Annotated in this window: 11 protein-coding genes; 4 read left to right on the top strand and 7 right to left on the bottom strand. The window is 44.1% G+C overall.

All coding sequences use genetic code 11. From position 1 onward, the window contains the following. Positions 1-73 precede the first annotated feature (73 nt). The 4 genes from LC508_RS04270 to LC508_RS04255 all read right to left on the bottom strand — a co-directional run bounded on the left by LC508_RS04270 (position 74) and on the right by LC508_RS04255 (position 2581). Positions 74-583 carry a CD3072 family TudS-related putative desulfidase gene (locus tag LC508_RS04270; RefSeq protein WP_103733154.1) on the bottom strand — a complete coding sequence of 170 codons (510 nt, stop codon included), beginning with the start codon at positions 581-583 and terminating at the stop codon, positions 74-76. 103 nt (positions 584-686) lie between these two features. Next, a complete protein-coding gene (locus tag LC508_RS04265; protein ID WP_054353665.1) occupies positions 687-1448 on the bottom strand; it encodes an EFR1 family ferrodoxin in 762 nt (253 codons plus the stop codon). Positions 1449-1718: 270 nt separating this feature from the next. Continuing rightward, on the bottom strand, positions 1719-1916 hold the full coding sequence (locus LC508_RS04260; protein ID WP_033139552.1) for a hypothetical protein: 198 nt from the start codon (positions 1914-1916) through the stop codon (positions 1719-1721). Positions 1917-1975: 59 nt separating this feature from the next. After that, positions 1976-2581 carry a hypothetical protein gene (locus tag LC508_RS04255; RefSeq protein WP_033139551.1) on the bottom strand — a complete coding sequence of 202 codons (606 nt, stop codon included), beginning with the start codon at positions 2579-2581 and terminating at the stop codon, positions 1976-1978. Positions 2582-2902: 321 nt separating this feature from the next. Between LC508_RS04255 and LC508_RS04250 the strand changes: the two genes are divergently transcribed. Continuing rightward, on the top strand, positions 2903-3349 hold the full coding sequence (locus LC508_RS04250; protein ID WP_052098935.1) for a MarR family winged helix-turn-helix transcriptional regulator: 447 nt from the start codon (positions 2903-2905) through the stop codon (positions 3347-3349). Positions 3350-3353: 4 nt separating this feature from the next. Beyond that, complete coding sequence (locus tag LC508_RS04245) at positions 3354-4271, top strand: hypothetical protein (protein ID WP_103733096.1); 918 nt, start codon at positions 3354-3356, stop codon at positions 4269-4271. 108 nt (positions 4272-4379) lie between these two features. Here the strand turns inward: LC508_RS04245 and LC508_RS04240 are convergent, their stop codons facing one another. After that, positions 4380-5252, bottom strand: a complete 873-nt coding sequence (locus LC508_RS04240) for a helix-turn-helix domain-containing protein (RefSeq protein ID WP_054353663.1) — start codon at positions 5250-5252, stop codon at positions 4380-4382. Positions 5253-5467: 215 nt separating this feature from the next. Here LC508_RS04240 and feoB point away from each other — a divergent pair, with 215 nt between their 5' ends. Continuing rightward, the gene (feoB, locus tag LC508_RS04235) at positions 5468-7804 is read left to right on the top strand and encodes a ferrous iron transport protein B (RefSeq protein WP_118594164.1); all 2337 of its coding nucleotides are present in this window, start codon (positions 5468-5470) and stop codon (positions 7802-7804) included. Positions 7805-7948: 144 nt separating this feature from the next. Here feoB and LC508_RS04230 read toward each other — a convergent pair whose 3' ends face one another. Further along, entirely contained in the window at positions 7949-9115 is a 1167-nt protein-coding gene (locus tag LC508_RS04230; protein WP_103732418.1) for a M20 metallopeptidase family protein, read from the bottom strand. A gap of 205 nt (positions 9116-9320) precedes the next feature. Between LC508_RS04230 and rbr the strand changes: the two genes are divergently transcribed. Next, positions 9321-11360, top strand: a complete 2040-nt coding sequence (gene rbr, locus LC508_RS04225) for a rubrerythrin (RefSeq protein WP_033139544.1) — start codon at positions 9321-9323, stop codon at positions 11358-11360. 39 nt (positions 11361-11399) lie between these two features. Here the strand turns inward: rbr and LC508_RS04220 are convergent, their stop codons facing one another. After that, positions 11400-12671: an SLC13 family permease gene (locus LC508_RS04220; protein WP_033139543.1), complete on the bottom strand. Its 1272-nt coding sequence runs from the start codon at positions 12669-12671 to the stop codon at positions 11400-11402. Positions 12672-12696: the final 25 nt, after the last annotated feature.

The raw sequence follows: 12696 nt of genomic DNA, 5'->3' as shown, positions 1-12696 counted from the left end.
AAGGGTGAAAAGCCTATTCTTAAGACTTTTCACCACTCATTATCATAGAAGAATCTTATTTACAGACTTTTCTTCATAGTCTCGTTCCTTTTATACCTATCATAGGAACAGATATGTTCTCTTCCGAAAGCCGCTTAACAATTTTTTCTACAAATAACCCCATTCCATTGATTTCTGCATTATAGTCTGATGTTGTGTCTACACCACAATTTGGAGATCGGTTTGCCCCAATCATGCCGATAACTTCAAATCCGTATTTTTTATACTCCACAATTTGTTGTACTACAAGATCTGCCAGCCCTGCCAGTTTTATATTCAAGCTGTCATTTTTCATTGCTGAACGTATTCTTGTATTCTCTACCACTACCGGACTATCTGCTCCGTAGATATTTCCCCTGTCAAGTCCTAAACAGCAAAACTCCGGACAAGGCATTTGGACGATACCAACATCAGAATTTAAGAAAAAATCAATAACCTCTTTAAATGCTGCCGGATATACCGCCGTTCCATCGGAAATAGAATTTTGGTTTAAAAGGCAATGTGCAATAAAAACAACTTTTTTACTTCTCTTATCATGGAACATATTTTATCCTCACACTTTCAAATATTCAACCGGTTAACCTGAAAATCACTTCTATAGCTTCATGGCTCATACTTCTATTCCGCTGTAGGAGATACGCTTTTTATCAGAGATAGTTCTCTATCCTGCATTGCTCTACAACGCGTTTTCCCAACAATGTGATGGCCTGTCCGGGGCAGCGGTTGATGCAGCGATAGCACATTGTGCATTGATTACCCGACTTAGCTCTGCCATCCACCAGAGTAATGTTTTTCATGGGACACACTGCCGCGCATAGTCCGCAGCCGGTACATTTATGAGTATTTATTTTCAATTGATCTGTATAGTGCTTTGTCCGGTTATAAAAGTAAAGCCGTTGTCCAAATAGGCCTGCCAGATGATAAAAGGGTCCGATGCCCTCCTGAGGCGGAGTTCCATTTTTTGTTTTGTATGCGGCTTCAGCGGCCTTTTTTCCCGCATCTGCAACAAGATGCCTGTTTTTCTCAATTGAACGTTTGAGTGCTTTTTCGTCGCTGATACTGTCCGGCATTTTCAAATGCAGCCCACCAGTGATCACAGCACCGTGCTGATGTAACATACGTGCCAGCAAGCCGGCTCCGTCACCGCTGAACAGGCCCATTGTTGCAATGACAAAAACCCGCTTGTTCTTCCACAGCTGATGATGCTGATCCACAAAATCTTTCACGATTTTCGGAAGATTACTGAACTGTACGGGATAACTGAATACGAGATCCTCATGTTCTCTGATTTTTATGAGCAGTTCTTCATTTTCAATACTGAACGCCTCTGCTCCCGAATCATATTCCTGTAGAAACTTCTCAATACAATATTTCGAGTTTCCCGTTCCGCTAAAATATATTCCAATCATCTATTGCCCCTTTCACAATTTACCCCTTTTCGCTACACCTTATGTTCTATAATGCCGACAGCTCAAATGAACTTCCACATTTTCCTCATTGCTTTCCATCCTTCCCGAATTCCCGCTTTTATATCATGGTTTTCTATAAAGATCATAGCGGCTGTTTTCGGAATCAAACAATGTGAACCCACACGAAACTGTTATTGGCAGTGTTCCAAAATCTTCTTCGCTGCTGTCTTCGCATTTATAAGTCTGCTATGCACCTGTTCTCACGGATATTTAACTTTCTGATATTTTAGAAGGATCATCCAAATAAAACTCAATGTATCCGCAGGACGGGCATACTGCACAATGTACCTTACCCAGAGTTTCTTTAAAAATACCGGGCTTTGTTATTTTCAGTCCATATGCCGCGCCTTCCACTTTTACATCAAAATTCTCTTTTAGTTCAACCTCACATCTAATACATTTTCTCATCCTGCTGCCTCCACGATTTTCCTGTTCTGCAAGTTAATATTGTCTGACAATGCCTCCGTTTACTTTTCGACTGAAAGAAACGGGGGAAAGGTATCGGAACTCCGGCTGCGCTGCATTGTTTCTGTGTGCACATCAAAACATCTGCCATTGTATTCATAGTGCAGTTTTCCGTCTTCATTATAAAAACGATGTTCCGCTTGAAACGCCACAGGTTTGAAGCGCTCACCTTGTATGGGTTGATCCCGATACAGCACCTGATCTTCTGATAATTTCAGCACATTATCTTCAAGACGGACATCATAAATCCCACTTACCACAGCCTCTGCCGCCACACTTTTTCCTGAAGCTGAAACAAACCGAAAAAATCCGGTCACAGCATTCGTGCTCTTCCGTTCTGCCAATTCAAATCGGAACAAGGATACCGCACTAAAATCCTTTCGCAGTTCCTCCCGTTGGCCATCCTCTCCCATAAGCCATATTTTCTCATTTGATATGATAAACATATCCAACTGAAATCCACTTTGAGAATATTTCAGATTAGAAAAAGATATTTGATCCGAGTATACACCCTGCAGCGCACCGTTTTCCAATTTGTAAATCAGTTCCTCTGTAAACAGCGTTCTGCCATTCACATTCGCCTCAATAAAGTTAATAATTTCTTTCATTCTGAAATTCTCCTTCTCCAACCGGGGTATCTTGCCTCTGTTATCTCTTCCTTTTCCGGCATACTGCCCTTGATACGGCTAACTCTATGATAACATATACAGAGCTTATTTTCATCCGATTGCGTTACATTTACCAATGAATATTCTTACGGTTCTGCTGTCTGTTTTCCCCATGTTTAAACTGTATTGTGTTCCCACACCGGAAGATGACACAATATTCAATATAAAGTCAGCTAAATGGTTTTATTATATAAGTCTTGACTTTGTGCAACTAGTTGCATATAATGAATAGGTAACCAGTTGCATATCGGAGGCGTGTTTATGAACAGAACAGAAAAAGAAGAGTTTATAATCGGAAGTATTTCTTTGCTTTCAAATAAAATAACACTGTTTGGGGATTCTATATTCCCTGATATCACTTTCAAGCAATGGTTCTTGCTGATGATGATTTCTAAAATGGAACTCCAGGATAAGAATCTCAATAATATTGCTGAATTTGTAGGAACCACAAGACAAAATGTCAAAAAAATGCTGGTGCCATTGGAAAACAAGGGATATGTGATGATTGGAAAATCCAAGAAAGATGCGAGGGCTTTAAAAGTTGAACTGACAGAAAAAGCATATCAGTATTTTGCTGAAAATAATGAACCCACTGCTTGTGAAGCCAACCGATTATTTTCATCATTTTCAGTCAATGAAATTGACAGTTTCATTTATGCTCTTGAAAAATTACTCGGTTGTTTTGAAACTTATGGGAAGGACAGGTAAAGATATGGATAATACGAAACCAATCATTAAGTATTTAGATGTACTCATAATTCTGCTGCTGTTGATTGTAACAATTTTAGGTGTATGTTCTTTTCATACTTCATTTTCCTATGAGTTTGTGAATCAATATGGCCAGAAAGTACAAATGTGGGGAGCCGGTATCTATGCTCATGATTCTTATTTTAAAGCACCTATTTTTATTGGCTCTGATTTTACAATCCTGTTATTTGTTGTTCCGCTGTCAATTGTCACTTTTTTTAAAGCAAAGAAAAAACAGAGTATGGAATATGATATACGCAGTTTTGGAATTGTCAGTTTGCTGCTTTACTATTCTGCAAGTCTGGCCTTTGGTGTTACCTATAACCGTTTACATTTAATATATATCGCACTATTTGGTATGTGCTCTTTCAGCGTAAGTGTATTATTTGCAAAATTTCATGCAGCCGGTGTCCGGCAGGGAAAGGTCTGCTCATATCCTTTTACAAAAGGAATGAAGGTATTTTTACTGGCGGCAGGCATTTCACTGTTTGCTGCATGGCTTCCCGATATTATAATATCCATTGCAAAAGGAACATCGCTGGAATTGATTGAAGTATACACAACGGAAATCACATATGTACTCGATATGGGCATTATAAGTCCCTTAATATTCATTACATATTATTTAGTCAGACATGGAGATTTTATCGGATATGTTTTTCTCCGAATGATCTTTAAAATATGTATGTGTATTGGTATTATGCTCCCTGTTCAGACTTTTTTCCAACTGTCCGCAGGTATTTCAATACCCATACCGGCCTTAATAACGAAATGCCTTACCTTTGTTGTCATGGCTTTTTTTGCCGCTTACTTTGATTATCGTCTAAAACGGGAAACACAATATATTTCGTCAGCGGATAACTATAACGAAGGAAGGCATTAGCCGTATCTTAAGGATCTGACGCACCGGAGGATAGATTCCGGCCTGCAGTGTGGATTTTCCTCCCCGGCGGGAATAATGTGGTCAATAAAATACGATACCGCTTAATGTTTATTCTTTTTCCATTTTGCGTAACCGGCAGCGTTTTCTATATTCCGTTGGAAGCATCTGTGTCTGCTCTTTAAAAGCCTGCGTAAATTTCCCCTGATTCACATACCCTACCTGCCCGGCAATATCCGCCATGCTGTCATCCGTCTGAGAAAGCAGGAGCATGGCCTGGCGGATGCGGTACTCTTTCATATAAGCAGCTATGGGTTTCTCATACACAGCTTTGAAAATCTTTTTCAGGGTGGTGGTATTGATCAGATATTTTTTTGACAATTCCTCTATGGTAAATCGCTTTGATAAGTCAGCGGTTATAAAATCATGGATTTCCCGGATCAGAACCGTTAATTCTGACTGATAGGATGTCAGCCTGTTCACATGGGACGGTTTAAGCTGCTCCAGGTAAAGTAAAAGCTCCAGCATTTTGATTCTGTAGTAGGAAGGCAGCAGCTTTTGGGGAACTTCAAAAAGGCAGGAAAAAATGCCGGAGATTTCAGGACTTGCAGGCAGGGACAGAGGTGTCTGCACGGGACAGAGCTTCTTCAAAAGTGCCCTGCCATTCAGGCCGGCATCCTTGAGCAATTCCGGAACATGATTTTCCAGAACTTCCATATCAAACAGAACGGTAATCCCTTCATAACCTCCCAGGGGCAGAGTGATCGTGGAGTCAGCACAGCAGTCCATTGTGTGGATTTCCAGATCACCGGCGCCTAAAAAGACAGAGGAACCGTCCCTCATATCCCATCCGATCCTTCCTCTATGGCAATAATTCACCTCCAGAACATCAGAAAACAGCTCATGGTGCATGGTGAACCTTTCAGAATGAAAATGGATAACAGACAATTCAATCCCGGGAAGGACCTCTAAACTATCTTTCATAATCTCTCCTCTTTCCCTCGTATTCTCAGGCTCAATTCTACCATATGGTTTTTATTCCGTCACCTGATTTTTATGAGAAAAAATATAATATTAATCCAATCGGAAATACTTTTTACCCAAATGGAAGGATGACACCGGAATCAGTTGACCAAACAAAGCCGCTGAAATATAGTAGGAACATAAAGTTAGAAGACGCTAACATAAGGAGAAACGAAATGACTTTAAAAGAACTGAAGATTGGAAAAACAGCCATTATACATTCTGTCGGCGGAAGCGGGGCGCTGCGCCAGCATTTTCTGGATATGGGACTGATTCAGGGGACGGAGGTAACGGTTGTCAAATACGCACCTATGGGAGACCCCATCGAATTAAAGCTCCACGGATACGAACTGACCATCCGGCTTGATGACGCGGAAAAAATCCAGGTGGAAGAAATCCACCGCACTTCTGAAAAAGAAGAGGAAAAAATAAAGATCACGGAAGCACCCCATCCCGGATACGGAGAAGGCGGAAAATACCACGTAAAAGAGCAGGAAAATCCCCTTCCGGACAGTGAAATCCTTACCTTTGCGCTTGTGGGCAACCAAAACTGCGGCAAGACCACCTTGTTTAATCAGCTGACCGGCTCCAATCAGCATGTGGGAAATTTTCCCGGTGTTACCGTAGACCGAAAAGACGGGGTGATAAAAGGCCATAAAAACACACGGATCACAGACCTTCCGGGTATCTATTCCATGTCGCCTTACAGCAGCGAAGAAATTGTGACAAGGGAATTTCTGTTGAAAGACAGACCCAAAGGAATCATCAATATCGTGGATTCCACCAATATGGAGCGCAACCTGTATCTGACCATGCAGTTGATGGAATTAAACATGCCCATGGTCGTAGCGTTAAACATGATGGATGAACTGTTGGAGAACGGAGGTTCCGTGAAGGTCAATGATATGGAAGCATTTCTGGGTGTGCCGGTAGTGCCCATTTCCGCATCTAAGGGAGAAGGCATCGAAGAACTGGTAAAACATGCAGTCCATGTTGCCAAATATCAGGAAGCTCCTGCCAAAACAGATTTCTGCGCAGACACCGGAAGCGGCATTCACAGAGGACTCCACGCAGTGATGCATCTGATCGAAGACCACGCCAGGACCGAAAACATTCCCATACGTTTTGCAGCCAGCAAAATCATGGAAGGCGATAACCGGATTCTGGAGCAGCTTGATTTAAGCCAGAATGAAAAAGAAATGCTGGAACACATTGTGATCCAGACAGAGGAAGAGACAGGGATGGACCGCGCCTCGGCAGTGGCAGACATGCGGTTTGCCTATATTAACCGCGCCTGTGACACAGCAGTCATGAAACCAAAAGAAAGCAGGGAACGGCTGCGGAGCAAAAGAATGGACCGCATACTTACCGGAAAATACACAGGGATTCCCTCTTTTATCGGAATCATGGCTGTGGTCTTCTGGCTGACCTTCAATGTGATAGGCGCATGGCTTCAGGGTGCGCTGGAAGCGGTGATCACATGGATGACACAACTTGCAGACAGCGCCATGACGGCAGCACACGTAAATGAAGCTGTACACTCTCTTATCATTGACGGTATCTTCAGCGGTGTGGGAGGCGTGCTAAGCTTTCTTCCCATCATTGTGACTCTGTTTTTCTTTCTGTCCCTTCTGGAGGACAGCGGCTATATGGCAAGAGTTGCGTTTATTATGGATAAGCTTCTGCGTAAACTCGGCTTATCCGGCAGAAGTATCGTTCCCATGCTGATCGGATTCGGCTGTACGGTTCCCGGCGTGATGGCCAGCCGGACTCTGTCTTCAGAGAGAGACCGGAAGATGACCATTTTACTGACCCCGTTTATGAGCTGTACTGCAAAGCTTCCCATATATGCGTTTTTTACAGAGGCATTTTTCCCGGATCGGGCAGCGCTTGTAATGATCGGATTGTATGTGTTCGGGATTTTGACAGGCATACTGATGGCATTGCTTTTTAAGAGTACCATGTTCAGGGGAGAACCGGTTCCTTTTGTGATGGAGCTTCCCAATTACCGCATGCCGGGAGCAAAAAACGTGGGACAGCTGCTCTGGGAGAAAGCAAAGGATTTTCTTGAAAGGGCTTTTACCGTTATTTTTATTGCAACCATTATCATCTGGTTCCTGCAGAGCTTTGATATGAGTCTGAATATGGTCTCAGACTCCAAAGACAGTATTCTTGCTGCCATTGCCGGTGTGATCGCTCCTGTTTTTTCACCCCTTGGGTTTGGAGACTGGAGGATTTCCACAGCTCTGGTCAGTGGATTTATGGCAAAAGAAAGCGTTGTTTCTACACTGACCGTTCTTTTTGGCAGGACAGATATGCTGCTCGGCACACTGACAACCGCAGGCGCAGCTGCTCTTCTTGTCTTCTGTCTGTTGTATACGCCGTGCGTAGCGGCGGTTGCCTCCATCAAAAGGGAACTTGGCGGAAAATGGGCCTGCGCAGTTGTAGCCGGGCAATGCGTGATCGCCTGGATTGCGGCACTGCTTGTACATATAGTAGCCGGAATGTTTTAAAAACCGGCGGCAGTCGCAAATCAGAATGAACCTTTATAAAATAGCAAAAAGCTGCCGCTCTTTTTCGGAGAGCCTGGCAGCTTTTTGCATGTCATCTCATTGTCCGCCAAACGGTGTCTGAAATGGGGAAACGGTTAGCTTCTCTTACTCAATCTGCCAGTTCAGCGCAGCGCAGGCATAGATGGATGCCGCTATGGGAAGCGCTTTATCACTGAAGCAGACTTTTGGATTATGATGCGCATAGGATATAGCAGTCTCCTCCTGCTTTGCTCCCACCATAAAATAGGAGGAGGGTACTTTTTGTGCGTAGAATGCAAAATCCTCGGAGCCCATGGTATGAACATCGGGGAAGATTTTCAGCTCCGGAGACATTTCCTTAAACGCTTTGGCAAAATGTTCATTTTGTGATTCCTCACAGTTGAGGACCGGAACATCACTGAGCACTTCAATTTCAGCCCGGACACGGTAAGTGGCCGCTACCCCGCTGACAACTTCTTCAATGCGCCGGATCATCTGTACATGCGTTTTTTCATCAAATGTCCGGAGCGTACCCTGGAGGACTGCCTGCTCAGGAATCACATTCGCTGCATTTCCGGCGGTAAACTGTCCGATCGTCAGCGCCGCCTCTTCCGCAGGATCACACTCACGCGCCATCAATTCCTGCAGAGCCAGGTAAATATGGACCCCTGCGTTGATAGGATCGATACCATTCTGCGGCATGGCTCCATGAGTTCCCTTTCCTGTCAGTATGATCTTAAATCCATAGACAGAAGCGTATTCCTGTGTTCCATATGCCACAACACCTACCGGAAACTCGGAGGCTACATGGAGACCAACCGCTGCATCCACTTTAGGATTTTCCAATACACCGTCATGTATGGCTGCCTCTGCTCCGAGAAAAGTTTCTTCCGCAGGCTGGAATAAAAGCTTGATGCATCCTTTCAGTTCCCTCTCATGCACTTTCAGCAATTTTGCTGCTCCCAGAAGGGCTGCTGTGTGCAGATCATGACCGCAGGCATGCATATTCCCATTCTCTGAGGCGTAAGGCAGTCCTGTCTCCTCCTGCATAGGCAGCCCATCCATATCTGCCCGGAGCATCAGACACTGCTCTCCCTTTCCCAGACATCCCACAACACAATTTCCTTCTACTTTCGTCTCAAAAGGAATTTGAAATTCCTCCAGCTTTTTCTGAACAAAGGCACTGGTCTTTGGAAGTACAAGACCGATTTCCGGTATCTTATGCAGCTCATGTCTCCATTTTGTCAATTCCTCCTGTATTTCCATGGCCTCCTGAAAAATTTTTGTATTCATTTGCATTCTCCTCTTTTGGGTTTTAAAAGTTTATCTGTTATGTACGACTTTATAAAGTAGTATACAATAACCCGCTTAAAAAGCAAGCGCTTTTCAGCGTTCACTTTTACCTAACTAATTTTATCCATTTTCATTGACAAACTGGATAATTTTGGTATAATATAATAATAACAGTAACAATTATCATTTATCAAAGGAGGTTTCCATGAATCATTTACCAAAGAGTGTGCGTGTCCCCATCGAGCCGGATAACCCATCCATTATGCGTGACGAATCGCTGTGCATAAAATGCGGACAGTGCAAGATCATCTGCACAGATTATATAGGTGTTCATGATACCTACGAATTAGAAGATACGAACAACCGGGCAGTCTGTATCAACTGCGGTCAGTGCGCAAATGTCTGTCCTGTCTCCAGTATCACCGAAAAATATGAATACCAGGATGTAAGAAATGCAATCGCTGATCCGGATAAAATTGTCATTTTCAACACCTCCCCCTCCGTAAGAATCGCTTTAGGGGAAGAATTTGATCTGTCCGGCGGAAGTTTTGTACAGGGAAAAATGATCGCTTTACTGCGGAAATTGGGTGGTGATTATGTATTAGACACCAATTTTGCAGCCGACCTGACAATCATGGAGGAAGCCAGTGAGTTAATTGAGCGTGTTACAAAGAAGACTGCGCCTCTCCCCCAGTTCACAAGCTGCTGCCCTTCTTGGGTAAAATACGCAGAAACCTATCATCCGGATATCCTGGCACATATCTCTTCATCCAAGAGTCCTATCGGTATGCAGGGTCCCACAGTCAAAACTTATTTTGCGAAAAAAATGGGGCTGGACCCGGCAAAAATCGTCAATGTAGCTGTCACCCCCTGTACTGCCAAGAAATTCGAGATCCGCCGCGGGGAAATGAACGCAGCCTCCAAATATCTTGATATTGAGGATATGCGCGATATGGACTATGTGATCACCACCAGGGAACTGGCAAAATGGGCGAAAGAAGAGAACATTGATTTTGCGTCCCTGAAAGACTCAGACTACGATTCCTTTATGGGGGAGGCCTCCGGCGCAGGTGTCATATTCGGAAATACAGGAGGTGTCATGGAGGCTGCTCTGCGCACTGCCCATCAGTTCATTACAGGCAATCCCGCCCCTGCTGATTTTTATAATCTAAAACCCGTCCGCGGTATGGAATCCGTAAAAGAAGCAGAAGTGACCATCGGCCCGCTCAAATTAAAAGCTGTTGTCATCTTTGGCACAAAGGCAGCCACAGAATTCATCCGAAAATGGCGCAGCAGCGGACAAACCTATCATTTTATCGAAGTCATGACCTGTCCGGGCGGCTGCATCGGCGGCGGCGGTCAGCCAAAGGGAACTTTGTTAAAGGGAGACGAACTGCGCAAAGAACGGATTGCCGGATTATATAAGCGCGATGATGAGATGAAGCTGCGCAACAGCCATGACAATGCTGAAATCCAGCAATTGTATCGAGAATTTTACGGCCAGCCGCTCAGCAGGCTGGCAGAAGAAATGTTACATACAAACTATATAGACAGAAGCAAAGATCTGGGAGGAAAAACAATGGAGAAATATCGCTGTAAAATCTGTGGTTATATACATGAAGGACCATTAACAGAAGGCTTTACCTGCCCTGTGTGCAAACAGCCGGCAACCGCATTTGAAAAAATCGAAGAAAAACAGGCTTCATCCGAAAATCCTTATGCCGGAACGAAAACAGAGAAAAACCTGATGGAAGCTTTTGCCGGTGAAAGCCAGGCACGCAACAAATACACCTATTTTGCCAATATTGCAAGTCAGGAAGGCTATGACCAGTTATCGGAAATCTTCCTTAAAACGGCCCGCAATGAACAGGAGCATGCCCGGATCTGGTATCAGGAGCTGGGGCATCTGGGACACACCGCCCAGAATCTGCTGGCAGCAGCCGAAGGAGAAAACTATGAATGGACGGACATGTATGACCGCATGGCCAAAGACGCCGAAGAAGAAGGCTTCCCGGAATTGGCAGAACGATTCCGCAGAGTAGGCGCAATCGAGAAGTCCCATGAAGAGCGTTACCGTGCCCTTCTTAAAAATGTAGAGATGCAGCAGGTATTTGAAAAAGGGGAGGAAACCATGTGGGAATGCCGTATCTGCGGACATTTGGTTATGGGGAAAAAGGCACCTGAGGTATGCCCTGTCTGCAAGTATTCACAGAGTTATTTTGAAGTAAGGAAAGAAAACTATTAATATTGGCGCCTCCCCGTACTCCCGGGGAGGCGTTTCGATTCAGCCAATACGCCAAATCAAAGGACACAAAATCACACAGACAATCGTTGTAAGCAGCAATAAAGGTACTCCTACTTTCATATAATCAGAAAAACGACATCCGGAAACCGACATTAAGTATGCATTCAGCGGTGTCGCCATCGGCGTTGCAAAAGAGCTGCCCGCTGCCACACAGACCATCATCAGGGCTGCCACAGGACTGACATTCAACTGCTGTGCAACAGAAAGACCAATGGGATAAAAAACGGCTGCCGTGGCACCGTTGGACATAAACTGCGTGATGATCACAATAAAAACGAAGAAAACGACCAAAATAAATGTCTTATTCGTCTCCTCCCCAAACAACCGCAAAAAAGTGTCGGAAATCAAAGGGGCTGCTCCGGACTTGGAAATTGCAGCGCCCAGAGTCAGAAGACTTGCAAACATAAGTGTTGTAGGCCAATTCACATAGGAAAACGCCTCTTTCTCCGTTACCGTCCTGCTGACGATCAGTACCAGACTTCCGAAAAATGCCGCCATGTGGATTGGAAGATGGATTATATTTTCCAACATCATACAGATAACCACCGATGCAAATACCATCAAAGTAAATATGCATTGTCCTTTCCTGTATACGTTATCCTGCTTTTCTGTGTCGTTTATGGCAGACTCCGTTACAGACTGAGAAGGCGACAGCCTGTAGCCGATAAAATACATATAAATATAACCCGTAATGCAGAGAGGAAGACCTATCTTCCCAAAATCCCAGAATCCGACAGTACCTGCCCCCGCCTCTTCCAAAAATGTTCTTACCATTACATTCCCGGAAACACCTATAATAGTAAGCATGCCTCCAAGGATGCTCCCCACCGCTATGCTCATTGTCATTTTGGGAAGACGGTATGCTTTGCTTGATTTCGCTATACCTACTGCAAAGGTAGCCACCACTGCCGCGGTTGCCATATTGCTGAAAAATGCAGACAGCAGCATGGAAAGCAGCAGCAGGCGCATAACGATCTGTTTTTCAGACACTGCATGCCAAAGCAGGCATTTTCCGATAAATGCGGAGGCTCCTGATTTCAAAAGCGAACCACTGATGATAAACATAAAGATGACCAGAAGCGTAGAACTGTTTACCAGATTGACAAACAGTTCCGATACAGATACAATCCCGGAGAGATAAAGTGCAGCCAGAATAAGCAGGGATGTGGCAGTCATATTCATCCAGGTTGTGGAATAAAAAACCACTGCGCAAAGCAGAATGACCAACGTGATCAGAATTTCTGTATTCATAACACTTTACCTCCGGAAAATTTTA

The organism is Blautia parvula, assembly GCF_020215665.1.
In the GTDB taxonomy this organism is placed as follows: domain Bacteria; phylum Bacillota; class Clostridia; order Lachnospirales; family Lachnospiraceae; genus Blautia; species Blautia celeris.
Note: the sequence above shows the minus strand (reverse complement) of the source record. Positions and strands in the feature narration are given on the sequence as shown.

Bases quoted from the DNA above. Each gene is read 5' to 3' on its own strand.
- LC508_RS04240 (WP_054353663.1), bottom strand. From the start codon at position 5,252: ATGAAAGATAGTTTAGAGGTCCTTCCCGGGATTGAATTGTCTGTTATC.
- LC508_RS04265 (WP_054353665.1), bottom strand. From the start codon at position 1,448: ATGATTGGAATATATTTTAGCGGAACGGGAAACTCGAAATATTGTATT.
- LC508_RS04250 (WP_052098935.1), top strand. From the start codon at position 2,903: ATGAACAGAACAGAAAAAGAAGAGTTTATAATCGGAAGTATTTCTTTG.
- LC508_RS04270 (WP_103733154.1), bottom strand. From the start codon at position 583: ATGTTCCATGATAAGAGAAGTAAAAAAGTTGTTTTTATTGCACATTGC.
- rbr (WP_033139544.1), top strand. From the start codon at position 9,321: ATGAATCATTTACCAAAGAGTGTGCGTGTCCCCATCGAGCCGGATAAC.
- feoB (WP_118594164.1), top strand. From the start codon at position 5,468: ATGACTTTAAAAGAACTGAAGATTGGAAAAACAGCCATTATACATTCT.
- LC508_RS04245 (WP_103733096.1), top strand. From the start codon at position 3,354: ATGGATAATACGAAACCAATCATTAAGTATTTAGATGTACTCATAATT.
- LC508_RS04260 (WP_033139552.1), bottom strand. From the start codon at position 1,916: ATGAGAAAATGTATTAGATGTGAGGTTGAACTAAAAGAGAATTTTGAT.
- LC508_RS04220 (WP_033139543.1), bottom strand. From the start codon at position 12,671: ATGAATACAGAAATTCTGATCACGTTGGTCATTCTGCTTTGCGCAGTG.
- LC508_RS04230 (WP_103732418.1), bottom strand. From the start codon at position 9,115: ATGAATACAAAAATTTTTCAGGAGGCCATGGAAATACAGGAGGAATTG.
- LC508_RS04255 (WP_033139551.1), bottom strand. From the start codon at position 2,581: ATGAAAGAAATTATTAACTTTATTGAGGCGAATGTGAATGGCAGAACG.